The sequence below is a fragment of the Acidimicrobiia bacterium genome (assembly GCA_036271555.1).
Lineage (GTDB): Bacteria > Actinomycetota > Acidimicrobiia > IMCC26256 > PALSA-610 > DATBAK01.
Window position 1 is genome coordinate 268,533 of record DATBAK010000010.1, and the last position, 19,071, is coordinate 287,603.

Annotated in this window: 18 protein-coding genes; 10 read left to right on the forward strand and 8 right to left on the reverse strand. The window is 69.6% G+C overall.

Going from position 1 to position 19,071, the window contains the following annotated elements; translation table 11 throughout:
- Positions 1–4: 4 nt before the first annotated feature.
- A complete protein-coding gene (locus VH914_04830) occupies positions 5–1,237 on the reverse strand; it encodes a YncE family protein (protein HEX4490515.1) in 1,233 nt (410 codons plus the stop codon).
- 16 nt (positions 1,238–1,253) lie between these two features.
- On the reverse strand, positions 1,254–1,937 hold the full coding sequence (locus VH914_04835; GenBank protein HEX4490516.1) for an MgtC/SapB family protein: 684 nt from the start codon (positions 1,935–1,937) through the stop codon (positions 1,254–1,256).
- A gap of 89 nt (positions 1,938–2,026) precedes the next feature.
- Here VH914_04835 and VH914_04840 point away from each other — a divergent pair, with 89 nt between their 5' ends.
- From VH914_04840 to VH914_04855, 4 genes are all read left to right on the forward strand, one after another.
- A complete protein-coding gene (locus VH914_04840; GenBank protein HEX4490517.1) occupies positions 2,027–2,596 on the forward strand; it encodes a dihydrofolate reductase family protein in 570 nt (189 codons plus the stop codon).
- A 243-nt stretch (positions 2,597–2,839) separates the two neighbouring features.
- On the forward strand, positions 2,840–3,274 hold the full coding sequence (locus VH914_04845) for a hypothetical protein (GenBank protein HEX4490518.1): 435 nt from the start codon (positions 2,840–2,842) through the stop codon (positions 3,272–3,274).
- Positions 3,275–3,399: 125 nt separating this feature from the next.
- Entirely contained in the window at positions 3,400–5,580 is a 2,181-nt protein-coding gene (locus tag VH914_04850) for a catalase (GenBank protein HEX4490519.1), read from the forward strand.
- Complete coding sequence (locus VH914_04855) at positions 5,577–5,990, forward strand: hemerythrin domain-containing protein (GenBank protein HEX4490520.1); 414 nt, start codon at positions 5,577–5,579, stop codon at positions 5,988–5,990. The genes VH914_04850 and VH914_04855 overlap by 4 nt, the downstream gene beginning before the upstream one ends.
- Positions 5,991–6,014: 24 nt before the next feature.
- Here the strand turns inward: VH914_04855 and VH914_04860 are convergent, their stop codons facing one another.
- From VH914_04860 to VH914_04875, 4 genes are read right to left on the reverse strand one after another with little or no spacing between them, the layout of a single operon-like run.
- A complete protein-coding gene (locus VH914_04860) occupies positions 6,015–6,971 on the reverse strand; it encodes an acyl-CoA dehydrogenase family protein (protein HEX4490521.1) in 957 nt (318 codons plus the stop codon).
- Entirely contained in the window at positions 6,968–7,687 is a 720-nt protein-coding gene (locus VH914_04865; GenBank protein HEX4490522.1) for a glycosyltransferase, read from the reverse strand. Before VH914_04865 ends, VH914_04860 begins: the two co-directional genes overlap by 4 nt.
- On the reverse strand, positions 7,684–8,262 hold the full coding sequence (locus tag VH914_04870) for an SAM-dependent methyltransferase (protein ID HEX4490523.1): 579 nt from the start codon (positions 8,260–8,262) through the stop codon (positions 7,684–7,686). Before VH914_04870 ends, VH914_04865 begins: the two co-directional genes overlap by 4 nt.
- Positions 8,252–8,986 (reverse strand): PIG-L family deacetylase, encoded by a 735-nt coding sequence (locus VH914_04875; GenBank protein HEX4490524.1) that lies wholly within the window; start codon positions 8,984–8,986, stop codon positions 8,252–8,254. The genes VH914_04870 and VH914_04875 overlap by 11 nt, the downstream gene beginning before the upstream one ends.
- A gap of 104 nt (positions 8,987–9,090) precedes the next feature.
- Between VH914_04875 and VH914_04880 the strand changes: the two genes are divergently transcribed.
- Positions 9,091–9,723, forward strand: a complete 633-nt coding sequence (locus tag VH914_04880) for an NAD(P)H-dependent oxidoreductase (protein HEX4490525.1) — start codon at positions 9,091–9,093, stop codon at positions 9,721–9,723.
- Positions 9,724–9,744: 21 nt separating this feature from the next.
- Here the strand turns inward: VH914_04880 and VH914_04885 are convergent, their stop codons facing one another.
- On the reverse strand, positions 9,745–10,974 hold the full coding sequence (locus VH914_04885; protein HEX4490526.1) for an FG-GAP repeat protein: 1,230 nt from the start codon (positions 10,972–10,974) through the stop codon (positions 9,745–9,747).
- Between the two features lie 63 nt (positions 10,975–11,037).
- On the reverse strand, positions 11,038–13,350 hold the full coding sequence (locus VH914_04890; GenBank protein HEX4490527.1) for an alkaline phosphatase family protein: 2,313 nt from the start codon (positions 13,348–13,350) through the stop codon (positions 11,038–11,040).
- Positions 13,351–13,667: 317 nt separating this feature from the next.
- On the opposite strand from VH914_04890, the gene VH914_04895 reads away from it, so the two are divergent.
- The 5 genes from VH914_04895 to VH914_04915 form a co-directional block, all read left to right on the forward strand.
- On the forward strand, positions 13,668–15,227 hold the full coding sequence (locus VH914_04895) for a hypothetical protein (protein HEX4490528.1): 1,560 nt from the start codon (positions 13,668–13,670) through the stop codon (positions 15,225–15,227).
- 100 nt (positions 15,228–15,327) lie between these two features.
- Positions 15,328–16,491, forward strand: coding sequence for a LuxR C-terminal-related transcriptional regulator (locus VH914_04900; protein ID HEX4490529.1), 1,164 nt, complete (start codon positions 15,328–15,330; stop codon positions 16,489–16,491).
- A 126-nt stretch (positions 16,492–16,617) separates the two neighbouring features.
- The gene (locus VH914_04905) at positions 16,618–17,595 is read left to right on the forward strand and encodes an aldo/keto reductase (GenBank protein HEX4490530.1); all 978 of its coding nucleotides are present in this window, start codon (positions 16,618–16,620) and stop codon (positions 17,593–17,595) included.
- Complete coding sequence (locus VH914_04910) at positions 17,592–18,488, forward strand: NAD(P)-dependent oxidoreductase (GenBank protein HEX4490531.1); 897 nt, start codon at positions 17,592–17,594, stop codon at positions 18,486–18,488. Before VH914_04905 ends, VH914_04910 begins: the two co-directional genes overlap by 4 nt.
- Positions 18,485–19,071: YoaK family protein (locus VH914_04915; protein ID HEX4490532.1), on the forward strand; the 587-nt coding region annotated here is incomplete at its 3' end. The genes VH914_04910 and VH914_04915, both read left to right, overlap by 4 nt.

Sequence of the window (19,071 nt, forward strand, 5' to 3'; positions counted from 1 at the left end):
GGCGTCAGCGATCCGTGAACAGCAGGATGTGGCCCTCGTAGCACGACACCCACACGTCGCGGGTCGCGCGGTCGTAGGTGATGCCGATCGGATGGTGCGGTGTGTGCACGGTCTGGATCAGCGACAGGTCGCTCGCGCGCAGCTTCGTCATCGTGTCCGACGCGTAGTTCACGACGTAGAGCGCGGTGCCGTCGGCCGAGATCGCCATCGACCGCGGTTCCGATCCCGTGTGCACGCGCGCGACGACTGCGCGATTCGCGAGGTCGATCTTGGCGATGCTGCCCGCGCCGTTCAACGTCACGTAGAGATAGCGACCCGACGGGCTGATCACCACGTGGCGCGGGCTGCTGCCGACGCCGTTCATCCACGACACCCCGAAGGTGCGGAGGTTCACGGCCGCGACGTTCGTCGAGCCCATCACCGCGATGTACGCGGTGACCGAATCGGGTGAGACCGCGATGCCGCGCGGGTAGCGACCGAGCGGGATGGTGCGCACGGTGCGGCCGGCGGCGCGGTCGATGATCGACAGGTCGTACCCGCACCAGTTGGTCACGAGGACGTAGCGACCGTCGGGTGTCATCGCGACGTACTTCGGCACGGGGCCGACCTGGATCACCTGGTCGATCGCGAGCGACGTCGTGTCGATGCGGTACACGTAGCTGTCGTCGTAACCGGAGCTCGGCGAGCACGTGTCGGTGCCCTCGGGCCCGAAGCCCGCGCCGTACATCGAGTAGTTCGACACGTACAGCTTGCGACCGTCCGGACTGAACGCGCCTTCGACGGGCGCGCCGCGCGAGATGCCGGGATGACCCGCGATCCCGAACTTCGACAGGTCGACCGAGTCCGGGATCGTCGCGACGAGATCGCCGGTCGGCGAGTACACGGTGATCGTGTGGCGATACATCATGTTCTGGGCGAAGACGCGGCCCGTCGCCGCCGCGTCGACCGACTTGGGCGAGATCTCACCCTGGATGTCGCGCGCGAGCGCGAGGTGGGTCGTGTCTGCGGGTGGAAACGGTGATGTCGTCGTGGGCGACACCGTTGTGGGAGACACCGTTGTGGAGGACACCGCAGTCGACGTCGTCGTCGTGCTCGTCGCACGCTGCGGCGCGCGCGTCGTGGACGACGAAGACGCGCGTGGCGAAGCGTCGTGACTCGACGAGCACGCCGCAAGCGCCAGCACGACGACCGCGGTGACGATGGCGCTCGGCACGCGGCGCACCCGTCGTCCTCGCATCGGCGCGACGCTACCGTCAGACGTCGAGCGCAACGGGTTTCGACGAGACCGACAGCACACCCTCGAGGTCGCTGAGCTCCGACGTGATGTCCGAGACCGCGGCCTTGCCCGTGACGGTCAGTGTGACCGCGACCGTGCCGTCCTCGCCCTGCGCCCGGTCCAGATCGATGTCGGAGACCGACCAGCCTCCGTCGGTCAACACGCGCAGCACGTCGCGCAACACACCGTGGCGATCGGTGTAGACGATGTCGATCTTCGTCGGCGAGAACGGGAGTCGCGGCGAGCGCTTGATGACCTCCGCGAAACCGACGGTCACGATGAAGTGCGCCGCCGTGGCACCGACCGCGAGCAGGAAGAGACCCGCACCGCACGCCATGCCGATCATCGCCGTGAGCCACACGATCGCCGCGGTCGTGAGTCCCGAGACGGAGTCGCGGTGCACGAAGATCAGGCCCGCGCCGAGGAAGCCGATGCCCGAGACGATCTGCGCGGCGACCCGGGACGGGTCGAACGACACGGGCTTCGCGGTCATGTCGGCAAAGCCGTACTTGCTGACGAGCATCGCGACCGCGGCGCCGATGCCGACGATGGTGACCGTTCGCAGCCCCGCGGACTTGCGATGGATCTCGCGCTCGAGACCGATGGCCGACGAGAGCGCCAACGCGAGCGCGAGTCGGCCGAGCAGGATGCCAGCCGGCATCTCGTCCTCCCGATGTGGCCGCCGAACCCCGCGGAGGTACCCGGTCGCGACGCGCGCGAAACGACGACGCCACCGCTAGGTTGCGCGGCGTGCGGAGGGTCCTCTGGATGATGTCGGTGTCGCTCGACGGTTTCATGTCGGATGTCGACGGCGGTCTGGATTGGCAGACCATCGACCACGAGCTGCACCAATTCTTCAACGACGATCTGCGGACGATGGGCGCGTTCCTCGACGGACGCGTCACCTACGAGCTCATGACCGAGTACTGGCCGACCGCCGACCAGGATCCGGAAGCACCGCCGCCGGTGCGCGAGTTCGCCGAGATCTGGCGCACGATGCCGAAGATCGTGTTCTCGCGCACGCTCACGCACGCGGAGTGGAACACGACGATCGTCCGCGACATCGATCCCGCGGCGATCGCACAGTTGCAGGCAGACACGGACGGCGACCTGATGGTCGGCGGCGGAGAGCTCGGCGCGAGCTTCATGCGACTCGACCTGATCGACGAGCTCCGGATCTACGTCCACCCGGTCGTGCTCGGTCGCGGGCGACCCGCGTTCCACCCCCTCGACGCGCCGATGCCGCTCCGGCTCGTCGAGAACCGGCGCTTCGGCAGCGGTGTCGTGCTGTTGCGCTACGAACGCTCGAGCCCGCGCTAACGGCGGCCGCGGTAGTAGAAACCGCCGCCGCCGAACAGCAGGATCACGATGATGATGATGAGCAGCACGGTGAGCATCTCGGTGTTGTGCCCGCGCGACGGCAGCGGTGACACGACCGCGTCTCGATTACCCCGATCGGGGGAGCGCCGGCGCGGGAGGCGCCGAGCGCGAGACGCGGGCCGCGCACGATAGACATGGCCGGGCCGGAGCGTTCGCCGTACGCAGGCCGCCATGGAGGCGCCGATGAAGCGCAGGATCTCGATGCTGGTCGCCGCGGCGGGGCTCGTCGCCCTCGCGTTTCCCACGATGGCGAACGCGGCATCCTCACCCTCGGTTCGCGTCGGTCCGCACGACAACCTCACGAACGGGGAAACGGTGACCGTGCGATGGAAGGGCTTCCATGCACACGCGGAGCGGTTCATCACGATCTACGAGTGCCGACCGGACTTCGACACGGTCGGCTGGATCGCGTGCTCGCAGCTTTACGGCGACACGACCCGCGGCCGGCGGGAACAGAGGACCATTCAGGTGTCGACGGGGGTCATCGGACTCGATGACGGCACGTGCGGCACGAGCGCGACCGACCGCGACTGCCTCATCATGGTGAGGGCCTCGCGGCTGCGCGCATCCGGCGGATCGATCGCATCCACGCCGATCAAGTTCGCGGTTCCTCAATAGCGCCTCGCGCCGAACGCGGCGCGTCGCGGCGACGTTCCTCGTTCGACTGAAGTTGCAGCGCGTTTGCGCGCCCGCGCGTGGGGTACGGCGTCGCGCGCTCGACCCCCCGAACGATGGAGCGCGTGATGCCGCCGAGGAAGAAGGGCCCGTCGCCGAGGTCGACGCGCAAGCCGACGCGCGCCAACGGTCAACAAGGCGCGCAAGGCCGACTCACGGAAGGTTTCGCGAGCGAACCCGTCCTCGTGCCCCGTGTCAGCAAGGTTCCCGCGCAGGACAGCGACTTCCTCACGACCGGATACGGCCAACGCCTGTCGCACACCGACGACTCGCTGAAGGCCGGCGCGCGCGGCCCGACGTTGATGGAGGACTTCCATCTGCGCGAGAAGGTGATGCACTTCGATCACGAGCGCATCCCCGAGCGCGTGGTGCACGCACGCGGGGTCGGCGTGCACGGCGTCTTCGAGGCGTACGGCAACGTCGGCGACCTCACCGGTGCAGGCTTTCTCCAACCGGGTCGCTCCACTCCAGTGTTCGTGCGCTTCTCGACCGTGGCCGGATCGCGCGGCTCCGCGGACACGGTGCGCGACGTGCGCGGCTTCGCGGTGAAGTTCTATACGGACGACGGCATCTTCGACCTCGTCGGCAACAACATGCCGGTCTTCTTCATCCGCGACGGCATCAAGTTCCCCGATCTCATCCACGCGGCGAAGCCGGAGCCCGACCGCGAGATCCCCCAGGCCCAGACCGCGCACACCACCTTCTGGGACTTCGTGTCGATGATCCCGGAATCGCCGCACATGCTGATGTGGGTGATGTCGGACCGCGCGATCCCGCGCTCGCTGCGGATGATGGAGGGCTTCGGGGTCCATACGTTCCGGCTCGTGAACGACGCGGGCGACACGACCCTCGTCAAGTTCCATTGGAAGCCGGTGCTCGGCGTGCACGGGCTGGTTTGGGACGAGGCCCAGACGCTCGCCGGCGTCGACCCGGACTTCCACCGGCGCGACCTCTACAACGCGATCGGCGCGGGCGCGTTTCCGCAATGGGAGCTCGGCATTCAGGTGCTCCCCGACACCGACGACCAGAGGTTCGAGGGCATCGACCTTCTCGACGCGACGAAGATCGTGCCCGAGGAGCTCGCGCCGGTGCAGACGATCGGGCTCATGACGCTCAACCGCAATCCCACGAACTACTTCGCCGAGACCGAGCAGGTCGCGTTCCATGTCGGCCACCTCGTGCGCGGCATCGACGTCGTCGACGACCCCCTGCTCCAGGCACGGCTGTTCTCGTACCTCGACACGCAGCTCACCCGGCTCGGAGGCCCGAACTTCGAGCAGATCCCGATCAACCGCACGCGGGCCGCAGTGAACGACAACCTCCGCGATGGCTCTCACCAGATGGCGGTGCACCACGGGCGCACGCCGTATCTCCCGAACGCGGTCGGCGGCGGCTGCCCGTTCCTTGCGAGCGGCGAGGACGGCGGGTACGAGCACGTCCCGCGCGCGGTGAACGGCGAGAAGACGCGCGAGCGCGGCCCCGACGACGAGTACACGCAGGCCACGCTGTTCTGGAACAGCATGAGCGAGGTCGAGCAGGACCATCTCGTCGACGCGTTCACGTTCGAGCTCGGGAAGGTCGACGTGCCCGCGGTGGTCGACCGCATGGTCACGCGACTCGCCCTGGTCGACCGTGAGCTCGCGCAGCGCGTCGGCGTCGGGCTCGGCCTGCGCGTCGACGCGCCGAGCCGCAACGGCCGCGGTGGCCGCGCCGATCAGACGCACACCGTCGACTCCTCGCCCGCGCTCGCGATGGTGACCGAGGAGCCGTGGCCCATCGACGGCCGCGTCGTGCACGTGCTCGCCGCCGACGGTGCCGATCTCGGAGGCATCGACGAGTTGCGCGAGATGCTGGTTGCCGCCGGCGTGGCCGTGCAGGTCGTCGCAACGCACAAGGGTGCGATCGTCACCGGCGACCGCGAACTGACGGTCGATCGCTCGTTCCACACGTCGTCGTCCGCCGAGGCCGACGCGATCGTGGTGGCCGGCGGTGCCGCGCTCGCCGACGATCCCATCGCGCAGACCTACGTGCAGTCCGCGTACCGCCATCACAAGACGATCGGCGCGTGGGGCGACGGCGTCGCGCTGCTCGCGGCCGCGGGATGCGACGACGACGCACCCGGAGTGATCGTCGGCGAGGCCGCCGGCGCGACCCTCGCGGAAGCGCTGGTCGCCGCGCTGGCCCGGCACCGGCACTGGGAGCGGGCCGCGACCCATCCGACGCGCGAGCTCACGGGAGCCAAGCGATGAACGGAATCGACCTCATCCTCGCCGACCACGAGCGCGTGAACCTGCTGTTCGCACGCTTCGACGACACCGGCGACGCCACGCTGATCGGCGAGATCGTCGACGCGCTCGTCGCGCACGACCAGGCCGAGCAGGCCACGCTCTACCCCCTCGCCGGCTCCGTGCTGAACGACGCCGAGGCCATCGAGCACTACGACCGCGCGCACTCCGCGATCAAGAAGGCGATCGAGCATCTCGTCGGGCTGGAAGGACCGCCGCTCGTCGAAGCCGTCGCGGTGCTGCGCACGCGGGTCGAGGAGCACGTCGCCGAGGAGGAAGCCGACCTCCTGCCCGCGCTCACCAAGGCTGCGACGATCGCGCAGCTCGACGGCCTCGGTGCGCGCATCCTGCAGAACAAGCAGCGCGCCGGCTGACGCGCCGAACCGTCGGGCCGCGCATCATTCGGTCCGGGGCGCGTGGTCCGACTCGAGCGACGCGCCGAGCGCCTCGAGATCGCGTTCCGCGTGACATTGCCGGCGGTAGATCGTGAGCGCGTCGAATCGCTCCGCCACCGCGAGGTTGCCGACGAACGCGCGTGGCCCGAGCACGCGTCCGAAGCGGTCCTGGATCTCGCGACACGCGTCGTCGACGAGATGGCGCACGACGAGCGCGCGTCGCTGCGCCGCGGATGCACCGTGCGGGTCGTCGTCCACGTCGTCGCCCGCACGGTCCAGGATCGAGCGGAGCAGCCATCCCGCGGCCCCGAGGGCGCCGACGTGCACGCGGGCGTGCGCGTCGCCGCGACCGGCCCGCATCGCTTCGTCGACGAGACCGAGCGCGGCGCCCGCCCAACACGCCGCCGGACCGATTGCGCCGTGCCAGAAGCCCACGCGGTCGAGGTACCACCCGGGCGGTCCGACCTCGGCGTTCGCGTCGAGGTCGATGTCGTCGAAGCTCACCGTTGCCGTGTTCACGTCTCGGAGTGCGAAGGCCTTCCACGTCGTGAGGTCGACGCGATCCGGTGTGATCAGCGACGCCGGAACCGCGAAGAGCCCGACCGCGGAGTCGTCGCGCGTCGCAGTGACGAGCGCGAGGTCGACGGTCCCGGCGCCACTGCAGAACGCCTTCGACCCGCTGAGCACGACACGCGAGCCCTCGCACCGCGCGACCAGCCGGTCGTTCGGGCTCTCCGACGCCCATACGCCGACGAGCTCGTGGCGCGCGCGGGTGCGGCCCGCTTCCCGGAGGATCTGCACGCCGTCGACGTGGGCTTCGGCCAGCCGGGCGACGGAGACATTCGTGCGGGCGAGCTCGGCGAGGGCGCTCCATCGATCGCGCGTCGAACCGCCTCCGATCGGCGGAAGGTCGAGCGCGCCCGCGACCAGCAGCTCGCGCACTCGCGTCGCGGCAGTCACGAGCGCGTGAGGTCGAGCCCGGCTTCCAACCGGTTCAGGTAGCTCGCGAAGCCGTCGGGCGCGCGACCACGACGGCGCGCACTCGTCCATACCGGAGCGCGGTTCGAGGGGACGACGCGGTACCCGGCCTCGACGAGTCGGAGCCAGAGGTCGCGATCCTCGCCGGTCGCGTACCTACTCCATCCACCCACGCCTGAGAACGCATCGGCTCGGACTCCGAAGTTCGCGCCGTGAACGTGGGGCACGTGGCCGTCGGACCCGCGCGCGTAGGCCGACTCGTATCGATCCCGCAGCCTTGCAGCGCGCGTCGAGAACGATCGCACGCGCACGGTTCCGGCCACGGCGTGAGCACCAAGGTCGGCCGCGTCGCGGTGCGCGCGGATCCAGTCGCACGGAACCATCGAGTCGGCGTCGGTCGCCAGCAGCCAGACGCGCTCGAGCGGCCGGTGCGCGAAGCGTTGCAGCACGCGCCGGCAGCCGAGCTGCCTCGCGGCCCCGACCATTCCCCAGCGCGACACGACGACCTCGCCGCAACCGCCGAGAGCGCGCCGCGCGCGTGCCGCCGTGTCGTCTCGACATCGGTCCGCCACCACGACCAACCACGCGTCGAGACGCTCACGTGCGAGCGCGCGTCGAACCGACAGCACGCAGTCCTCGATCGAGCGCGACTCGTCGCGCGCCGGGATGACCACGCCCATCCCCCACGGCGGTCTCACCGACGACACCAGACGTCGACGACGTAGTCGGTTCGCACCGCGTGACCGATGTGATCCCACGCATCGCGCAGGCGCGCCGCGAGCACTTCGTGCACGACGCCACCGGGGAGTCGGTGGTCTTCGCTCGAACCGGTCCAATGACACGCGAGGAGCTCGCCACCCGGTACGACCGCGCCGGCGAGGCGGTCGACGATCTCGCCGAGGCGGGTGGTATCGAAGTAGTAGCCGATCTCCGCGAACACGACGAGGTCGAGATCACTCGGCGGGTCGTCCTCCACGGAGCCGACGCAAACCCGAACCCCGGGAAGTCCTGCGCATCGGTCGCGCGCCCATTCGGCAGCGGTCGGCGACACGTCGACGGCGTCGACGCGCGCGCAACGACGCGCGAGACGTTCGGTCAGTGCGCCGACCGCGCAGCCCGGTTCGTACGCGTGCTCGTAATGCGCACGCGGGAGGCACTGCATCAGATCGTCGTAGCGCGCCTGCTCGAAGGCCGAGTGCGCAAAGTCCCACGGGTCACCCTCGGTGCGGTATCTCGCCTCGAACGCCTCCGGGCTCCACGGCTCAACGGACACGCGCGACGACCTCGCACGGCCGACGGAAGCGCGCGAGCGCGTGCTCGTCGACGATCACGGCGCCGAACCGCTCGGTCGTCTGCGACGGGAAGCACTCGAGCGCGGCCGACTTCGCCCGGCGCGCCGGCGCCGCGATCTCGAACGTCGACCAGCGATCCTCGTCGAGCTCGGAAGGGGTGGCCCACTGCCACGCCCAGACGGGGTACTCGAGCAAGGCGCAGCCGCAGTGCTCGGCCACCGCTTCGGCCGCGGCTCCGCACGCGTCGTGGTCGGTGTGACCGTCGCGCGACCACGGGGCGATCAAAACCGTGTGGCCAGAGACCAATGTCTGAAGCCGCGCTCGTAGTTGCGACGCGTGACACGCGACCGACGCGTCCGGCAGTCCGAGACGGATCGGCGGACCCCGATGACCGAGCGCGTGCAAGGCGCGGCGCTGCTCGATGCGACGAACCGCGGCGAGCTCGGCGACCTCGGGATGCGAGCCCTCGCCGTCGGTCACCGCGACCACCGTGAGACCGATACGTCGAGCGACGAGCTCCGCGATCAATCCACCACACGCCAAGGTCTCGTCGTCGGGATGCGGACTCACGACGACGACGCGTGTCGCACGCGCGAAGGTCGCGCTCCAATCGAGCGCCGGCAGTGCACGCATCCAATCCAGCCACGCGCGCTCGCCGGTCGGTGCGTGCTGCGGAAAGGCGCTCGGTTTCGTGTTGGTCGACACGGCGGCTTGTCCCTACCCCGCCGGTGCGCTCGGCACGCCGTCGGTTCCCTGCGCGCCGCGGCGGGTACGGCTGGCGCCGACCGGCGATCCGAAGCGGAGGTCTTGTGCGCGACGAGCCGAGCGAAGCGAAGCTCACGGCAGTGGCGTTGAACTGCACGCTGAAGGCGACCGACGCGGCGTCCAGCACCGACAAGCTGCTGCACGAGGTGATGGCTGCGCTTGCCTCGGAAGGTGTCGCATCCGACGGGATCATCCGCCTCGCCGACGAGGACGTCCGCGCGGGCGTGACCTCCGACGAAGGACCGGGCGACGCGTGGCCCGCGATCCGCGCTCGCATCCTCGCTGCGCAGATCCTCGTGCTCGGCACGCCGATCTGGCTCGGGCACCCCTCGAGCTACGCGCAGCGCGTGCTCGAACGGCTCGATGCGTTCCTCGGCGAGAAGGCCGATGACGGACGGCTCATCTCACTCGACCGCGTCGCGATCGTCGCCGTCGTCGGGAACGAAGACGGCGCGCACCACGTTGCGGCGGAGCTCTTCCAGGCGCTGAACGACGTCGGTTTCACGATCCCGGCCGCGAGCATGACCTACTGGGTCGGCGAGGCGATGCACACGACCGACTACAAGGACCTTCCCGACGGCAGCGACAAGACCACGGCGGCGACGAAGAACGCGGCACGGCGCGCCGCGCATCTCGCGCGCGTGTTGCGTTCGGAGCCGTATCCCCCGGACCCGTAGCCCGCGGACGGACCGACCGGATCAGCCGTCGGTGAACACGTCGGCGACACCCGCGCTCGCGGCACCGCCGACGGCGTGCTTCGACTCGCCCGCGACGACCGTCGCGCCGGACGCGCCCACCGTCGACGCGAAGCCCGTGTGACGTGACCCGGGATCGTGCGGCGCGTCGATCTCCGCGGCCGGCGTCCAGCTCGCGCCGGCCGCGTGATACGGATAGACCGCGCCGAAGGCGAACGCGGTGCCCGCGTTGCGGCCGGGCGCGCCGATCACGAGCGTGCCGCTCGCGAGCGAGATCGCGCTCCCGAACTCGTCGCCCGGCGCGCCGTTCGCCGCGGTGAGCTCGTTGCGGTACGTCCATACGCCGGTGGTGTCGTTGTGCGTGAAGCGGTACGCGGCGCCTTCGCCGCCGGCTTCCGTCGCGTGATTCGGCGCGCCGACGACGACGGTCGCCTGCGTGAGCGCCATCGCGGCGCCGAAGTTGTCGCCGGGTTCCAGGTCGGGCGGTTCGAAGTCGGTCGTGTGCACGTACGACCCGCCCGCGCGGTCGAAGATGCTCACGATGCCGCCGTTCGAGTCGCCCGGTTCCGCGACGAGGACGAGGTCTTCCTTCACGATCACGCTCAGCCCGAACCGCCCGTCCTGCACCGGGTTCGGTGGCGGCACCGTCGCGGTCTGCTTCCAGACCTTCTTCACCCGCTGGTACACGTACGCGGTTCCCGCGCGCTTGAGGTCAGCCCAGTTGCGGCCGGGCGCGCCGACGGCGACCTCCGTGCCGATCGCCGCGATCGACAGCGACGCGCCGAAGTGGTTCTGCGGCGACAGAAACGTGGGCGTCAGCTCCGCGGTCTGAGTCCACGTCGTGCCCGTGCGATCGAACACGTAGAACGCGCCCGATGCCTTGCGGCCGAGGACCGACTTGAAGGGCGCGCCGATCGCGAGCGTCGAGCCGTCGGCCGCGACTGCGAGCGCGGAGCCGAACCCGTCACCCGCGACGGGATCGCTCGGCGTGAGCGTCGCCTGATGTATCCACGCGTCGCCGTCGTGCACGTACACGTCGACCGCGCCGGCGCTCGCGTTCGCGCCCGCCGAGCCCACGACGATCGTCGAACCGTCCTGGGAGATCGACGTCTTGGTGCCGAACCGGTCACCGGCCGTCGGCGCGGGCGCCTGCAGCACCTGGCGCGTCGACACTCTGGGTGCGGCCGCGGCCGTCGACGCGAACAACGCCGCCGCCATCACACTCGCAAACACGAACGATCCGTACTTTGCGCGCGTCAGAGCGCACTGCGAACGTTCCATCGTCGCGTCTTCCTGCTAGCTCGCGGGCGCGGTCGTGAAGTGTTGGAGCTTGCCGATCGACGTGCCGAGCGGGTTGTTGGCGACCGCTTCGAAGTAGTACGTCGTGTTCGGCTGTAGATCGCTGAGGTCCCACGAGATCCCGGTGATGAGGTTGTGCGTGCCGATGTCGCGCGGTGTCGTCGTGTTCTCGACGTCGGTCGTGAGGCCCCAGCGGAACCACGCCGTCGACCTCGAGCCGTTCGGTTCGACCTTCGCCTTGATCTCCCCGGAGTCCGCGGTGATCCGCTTCGGTTGCATCGGTCCCACGCCGGGCTTGCGCAACGCCGAGATCAACGTGTTCGCGCGAACGACCGACGAGTTGCCGTCGGTGTCGGTGACGGTCAAGGTCGCGGTGTAGAACCCGACCGCCGAGTAGGTGTGGTCGACGTCCGAGGGTGGCACACCGGTGCCGCTGATCGGGTCCGAGCCGTCACCGAAGTCGATCGTCCAGTCGCCCGCGTCGCTCTGCGACGCGTCGAAGGTCACGTTCGCGCGCGTGAACGCGGTGACCGGGCTCCCCCAGATCCACGCCTGGGGTCGCTTCGGGCTCACGTTGACCGTCTGCGTGGCGCGCGCGTGTTGTCCGTTGCCGTCGGTCGTGACGAGCGCCGCGGTGAAATCGCCGGCCGTCGTGTACGTGTGCATGAGCGACGCGGGTGGGTCATCGGTGCCGGTCGCGTCGGGCGAGCCGTCGCCGAACGAGAGCCGCCAGCGCGTGATCCCCGCATCGGAGTGACTCGCGGAGCCGTCGAACTCGACGTCGAACGGCGCGGTGCCCGCGAGCCGCGCTTGCAACGGCTGCCGGCGCGCCTGCGAGCGGGTCTTCGGAACCGCCGGCATCGGCTGTGCGAGCTGCGCACCCGACTTCACGGTCGGCAGGATCAACGGCGCGGGCGGCGTCTGCGTGAAATCGAACGCGTTGCGTATGTCACCGGTCACGGGGGCGATCTCGCGCACCGTCGGGCGCGGGTCCGGCCGGCCGTCGGTCGTCGGGTCGAGGCGCGTCCCGTCGGTGAAGCGGTCCTCGATGAACCTGATGATGGAGTCGAACGTGTAGGTCGAGTGGTCGATGACACCGTGGCGCGCGTACGGGCTGATCACGATCATCGGCACGCGGATGCCGGTGCCGTTCTGGTCGACGCGCGGTGGCACCTCGTGGTCGTAGAAGCCGCCCCAGTCGTCCCAACCGAAGAAGATCGCGGTCGAGCCCCAGTCGGGGCTCTTCATGATCTGGTCGATGACGTAGGTCGCGTACTTCTGGCTGTCGGCGACCGATGCCGGCGGGTGATCACTGACGGGCTGGGTCGGGATCACCCACGACACCGCGGGCAGATTGCCGGCCTGCGCGTCACCGATGAAGTTCTGGATCGGCTGGATGTTCTCGGTCTCCTTGTCGTGCTTCACGTCGGTGAAGCGCGGCAGCGGGTTCCAGAAGCTCGCGGTCTTCGAACCCTGCGGCGCAGGGATGCAGTCGATGTCGTCCGGGTTGTCGCAGTCGGGCTGCGTCCCGTCGAACACGTAATAGCCCCACGACGTGCGCGCCTGCTTCAACAGGTACGTGAGGTCGGTCCAGTCGTAATGGGCCGGACCACCGGAGGCGGCCTGGTTGATGTCGGGCGACTCGGCGTCGTTCTCGCACGACATCGGATCGTTGGCCTGGTAGCAACGCGCCGACCACGACGACACCATGTAGAGGTGCTCGGGCGCGCTCCACGAGTCCGACGGCGTGAACATGTGGTCGAGCAGGGTGTAGCTGTCGGCGTACGCCCAGTAGTTCGGGATGTCGGCGCGCGTCCGGTACCCCATCACGTCGGGCACCGGCTTCTGCCCTCCGCAACGCGTCTCGCCGACTCCGCAACGGCGCTCCCACGACGCGATGAAGCCGTCCATCTTGCCGTCGTCGACGTCCTGTGAGTACGACGTGATCGAGTGGCCGGCGCCGTAGTCGACGTCCTCCGTGTCGTGGAACACGGGGACGCACGCGTTGCCTTGGCGCGGGTCGGGCGCGCAGTTCGTCGGCTGCCCGTCGTCGTCGAGCGTGAAGCCGTCGGCTCCGGGATACATCCCGAAGTACTCGTCGAAGCTGCGGTTCTCCTGCATGAGCACGACGACGTGGTCGATCTTGTTGATGTCGGAGGCCGGGCTCGTCGCCGTCAGCACCGCGGCCGGCGACGCGGCCTCGGCCGACGGGACTTGGCCCCGGCCGAGCAACGCGACGACGAGGAGCGCTGCGAATGCGCTCCAACCGACGCGTCGCGCCCACCCGTTTGCGACTTTCCGTGCTCCCACCGTCGCCCAGAGTACACGGGACGGCCGGCGATGCCACGGGCGCGCACTCCGCTTTACGGAGGGGTCTCGACACCTGGCACGCGATGAGCGAGCGCGTCTCGGACCGGCACGATCGGGTGTCGTCCCCCCAGCCGACGGCCCGCTTCGGCGTGTACCGTCACGTCGCGCCGCGGCGGTTTGTCACGGATTGACACCCTCCCGGGGACAGCGCGGTTCGTTCGGCGGATGCCCGAGCGAGCGCTGCGCCCGAGGAACGAGACTTCAGGAGCGAGATGTTCGTTCGGCCTGCACGTGCGTTGGTGGTCGTGATGATCGCCATGTCCTGGCTGACCGCGGCGGGTGCCGTCGCGAGCGCGGCGCCGGGACCGGGAACCTTCACCAAGATCACGACGCCGAGCGGCACGACGACGTTCGACCTCGGCGGCGGAACGAACGAGTTCACGGTGTCCGGTCAGGCCTCGCTCGATGTCACGAGCGTCGACATCGACTGCATCTACACGACGCTGGACGGCACCCGTTCCGTGGCCGCCTTGGCCGGCGGCGCGCCCGTGTCTCCCGGCGGCACCTTCAGCGTCGCCGTGGACTACACGCACCCGGCGGTGAACTGCCGGCTGCGCGCCATCCCCACCGGCACCGATGCGACGACCGCCTATCTCGGGTCGTACGCCGGCCCGATCCTCTACACCGACGCGTTCGTGCCGCTCGGCAACGGTTCGACCGAGTACGGATACAGCGCGTTCGCCGAGGAATCCGACGGGATCTCGCTGCTACAGGACGCGGGCGCCTGCGGCGTGGGGTTCATGGCCACCGTCGCCACGCCGGGCATGGAATTGCAGGGCACGGATACTGGTGGGTGCAAGTTCGCATTGCCCGCGCGGTTCCCCGACCCGAACGCCACCGCGAGCGCGATCAAGGTGAACGGGCACAACGCCTACCTTCCGTCCGGGGTCCACGACTTTCTCGTCGGCACACTGGCACTTCCCGTGGCGCAGTCGACGTTGACCACGACCTCCACGATCGCCGGAGACGGCGACGTGACGATCACTGAGTCGGCCCGCCTCATGCGGTGCAGTGTGAGTGATGCCTATCCGCCGACGCCGACGTCGTGTCCCAGCATCGTCTCCACGGGCGTGAAATTCGAACGCGTGAGCCAGGTCGTCCGCGGCGCGCACCAGGTGGCCGTTCGCGACACCTTTTCCTCGACGGATGGCGCCGCGCACACACTGACGCTCGACTATCAGCAGACGGTTCACCAACCGCAGACCGGAGCCGCCGGCTACGTGTTTCCCGGACACGGCAGCGCGTTCGCGGCCGCCGCACCCGATGAGGTCGTCTCCGGCTTGGGAACCAAGGCCGCTTCGATGCTCGTTCGCTCCGATCTGTACTCGACGAACGGCGATCCCAGTGCCGACACCCTCGCGCTCACGTGGTCGAGGGCGCCCGACGACATCACCTTTGCGCACTTCGCCGCCAGCGAGTTCGCCATGCCGTACGCATTGACCGTTCCTGCGGGTGATTCCGTCTCGCTCGGATTCGCGGAGAGCGAGGACATTCTCACGCCGGCCGCGCGGAGCCTCGGCAACCTCGCGAGTGGCGACATGATCAACGCGCCGACCATCACCTCGCCGTCCGACGGCGCGGTACTCGGCGCGATGAAGACCACGGTCAGGGGCACGCTCACCGCGGGCGCCAACGGTCTGCCCGTGTCGGTCGTCGTCGCCGGCCACGACGCGACGATCACGAAGACGAGCGCGACCAGGGCGACGTACAAGGTGACCTTCACCGAGTCGGTCGGCACGCACACGCTGAACGCCACCGCGACCGACGTGGCCGGCAACGCCAAGGCGTCCGCATCGATCACCGTGCAGAACCAGTAGCGGTCACGCCCTCGCGTTCGACGGCGCGCGCGGTGGTCACAAATCGGGCGCCGGTACAGTCGCGTCGCACGCCAGCCGGTCGCGAGCTGGAGACGCCCGCATGCCCACGAATCAGCACCGTCAGCTGCGCGAGGCACTCAGCGACCTCCTGACGGCCGAGCGCGCGCCGGTCGCGGTGCGCTCCGAGATCGCGGAGTCGTGGAGGCGCTCGGTCGCCGCCGATCTGCATCCGGAACGCTTGAACGTGCCGTACGCGACCTTGACCGACGAACCCGAGCGTCTGCGTTCGGTCGCACTGCCGATCCTCGAACAGGTCGTCAGCGACTTCGCGTCGACATCGATGAGCCTCGTCCTCACCGACCGGCACGGTCTCATCATCGAACGCCTCGTCGCCGACACCGGGCTGAGCGCGCGACTCGACGCGATCAATCTCGCGCCGGGGTTTCTCTACACCGAGCAGCGCGTCGGCACGAACGCGATCGGTGCCGCGCTGGAGGCGCGAGCGGCGGCGTCGGTCGTCGGCGGCGAGCACTTCGCCGACGCGCTCACGCGGATGGCGTGCGCCGCCGCCCCGGTCGTCGACCCGACGACGGGATCCATGCTCGGAGCGGTCGACCTCACCTGCACGGTCGAGCATTCGCAGTCGCTCATGCTCGCCATCGCGAAGCACGCGGCACGCGACATCGAGCGCGTGCTCGTGGGCGGCAGCCCCGTGGCCGCGCGCGCCTTCCTCGAGCAGTTCTTGCGCGCGCGTCGCGGAGCACGCGGACCGCTCGCCGCGATCAACGAACGCGTGCTGTACACCAACGCGCCGGCCCGCCCGCTGCTCGAAGGCGCCGATCGAGCCTTGCTCTGGGAGATCGTGACCGCGGCGCTCCGCGATCGCGGCGGCACGGTCGACCTGCCGCTCGCGCCGGGACTCGACCGGGCAGTCGCGATCGAGCCCGTCCGCGACGGCAGCGACCTCGTCGGCGCGTTGCTGCGATTTCGCGCATCGGACCCGGCACCGGGAGCACCGGCACCGGCGAAGCCGCGGAGTCGACGCCCCGACTTCGGTTGGGCGAGCCTCACCGAGACCGAGAGCCAGATCGCGTCGCTCGTGAGCGAAGGCCTCACGAACCGCGAGATCGCGGCTCGGCTCTTCATCTCGACGCACACCGTCGGATTCCACCTCCGCCACATCTTCCGAAAGCTCGACATCAACTCACGCGTCGAGCTGACCCGGCTCCTGGTCGAGCGGGACGGCGAGGCGGCGCGCGCCTGACCACGACTCCGTCGTGCGCTCGCGAACTACTCGGGCGCGTGATGTCCGGTGCGGTCCGGAAGCGGACACTCATGACAGGGCGCGGCAGAGCGTGCTCGCCCATGAGCGTCACGTCGGAGGAGGACCATGGAACGCGCGCGGCTCGGCAGGACAGATCTCGAGATCTCGCGGATCGCGTTCGGCACTTGGGAGCTCGGAGGGGAATGGGGCACGGTCGGCGCCGACGCCGCGATCGACGCGATCCGCAGAGCATGGGAGCTCGGCATCAACGTCTTCGACACCGCGCAGGGCTACGGCTTCGGCGCGTCGGAACGTCTCCTGGCGACCGCGCTGCGCGAGCCTCTCGATCACGTTCGATCCGAGGTCGTCGTCGCGACCAAGGGTGGCCTCCGGCAGACCCCCGATGGCTTGGTGCGTGACTCGAGCCCGCTCTGGTTGCGGCTCGGTGTCGAGCAGAGCCTGGTCGCGATGGGCATCGACCACATCGACCTCTACCAAGTGCACTGGCCCGATCCGCGAGTGCCGCTGGCCGACACCGCGGGCGCGCTCTTGGATCTGGTGGACGAGGGACTCATCCGGCACGTCGGGCTGTCGAACTTCGACGTCGAGCAGATCGCGGAGTTCGCTCGCGGTGGTGCGGTCGAGACGCTGCAGCCCCCGTACCACCTCTTCCGCCAAGATGCCGCGAAGGTGCTCCTGCCGTTCTGCCGTCAACACGACATCGGCGTCCTGGTTTACGGCGCGTTGGCACACGGGCTGTTGAGCGGTGCGCTCAGCGAGACGACGATGTTCGCACCCGACGACTGGCGGCGAAGCAACGCCATGTTCCAGGGGGAGCAGTTCGCCACGAACCTCGCCGTCGTGCGCGAACTGCAGACAATCGCGGCCGACCTCGCGATCAGCGTGAGTCAGCTCGCCGTCGCGTGGGTGCTCGGCAACCCGGCCGTCGACGCCGCGATCCTCGGCACGAGGAACGCCCGGCACATCACGGAGATCGTCGCCGCGGCCGGTGTGATGCTCGACGTCGAAACCCGCGCGCGCATCGACGCGGCCGTGACGCACGGCGTACCTGTCGGCGGACCGGCGCCGGAGTCGATGCCATGACCCCCACCGAACCGAACCGACCGACCGTGTTCGCCGTGCTCGGCCTCGGCCTCATGGGTCACGGCATCGCGCTCAACGCACGGCGCGCCGCACTGCCGACGATCGTGTGGAACCGCTCACCGGCGCGTACGGAAGATCTGGAGACGATCGGCGCGGTCGTCGCCGACAGCGCGTCTGAGGCCGCCGCGCTCGCCGACGTCGTGGTGACGATGGTCACCGACCTCGGCGCGGTGCTCGCCATCGCGATCGACCAGGGCATGCTCGACGCGATCAGACCCGGAGCGATCTGGGTGCAGATGAGCACGATCGGACTCGGTATCGACCGGGTCGCCGAGCTCGTCGCCGAGCGACGCCCCGACGTCACGCTGATCGATGCCCCGGTCTCCGGCAGCAAGGTGCCGGCCGAGCAGGGCACGCTCACCATCTTCGGCTCCGGGCCCGATGACGCCCGACCGCGCGTCGAACCGTTCTTCGACGCCGTGGGCCGACGCACCGTTTGGGTCGGCGCCACGGGAACGGGTTCGCGCATGAAGCTCGTCAACAACACGCTGCTCGCGCTCACCGCGGAAGGTCTCGCCGGCGCCGTGCGGCTCGCTCGACGGCTGGAGCTCGGCAACGAGGCGTTGCTGAGCGGACTCGATGACAGTCCCCTGCTCTGCGCGTGGGCGCGAGCGAAGCTCCTGCGCATCTCGAACAACGACTACTCCGCGGAGTTCTCCCTCGCGAACGCGCGCAAAGACGTGCGGCTCGCGATGGCTGCGTTCGCGCCGAGCGAGCCCGCGATCCTGCGGACACTGGGAGCGGAGTGGGACGACGTCGTCGCGCGCGGTTTCGGCGACGACGACGTGACCGTCATTGCCCGCGATCGACCATCAACGGGGGTGGAGAAGTGAACGGTCCGACACGAGCTGATGCTCCCGCACTGCTCGCGCCGACGCTCCTGCTGCTGACCGCGACGACGGGCCTGGTCGACGCCGTCAGCTTCCTCGGCCTCGGGCGCGTCTTCACCGCGAACATGACGGGGAACGTCGTCTTCCTGGCCTTCGCGGTGGCGGGAGTCAAGGGGTTGTCGGTCAGTGCTTCGGTGCTCGCGCTCGTCTGCTTCTTGGGCGGCGCACTCGCCGGTGGCCGGTTCGCGTTCGCGATGGAAGGCCAGGCGAGTCGCCGATGGCTGACCACTGCGACGGGCGGCGAGGCCGTACTGCTTGCGGGCGCGACGATCGCGGCGATCGGTGTGCCCGTGAACGGAACGTTCGGCCAGCGGTGGCCGATCGTCGCGCTCACGGCGCTGGCAATGGGCACGCGCAATGCCACGGTGCGAAAGCTCGGCGCCGCCGACCTCACGACGACGGTGCTCACGCTGACCCTCACCGGCCTCGCCGCGGACTCGTCGTTCGCAGGGGGAGACAATCCGCGCCCCGGGCGGCGCGCCGGTTCCGTCGTCGCGATGTTCGCGGGCGCGCTGCTCGGAGCGAC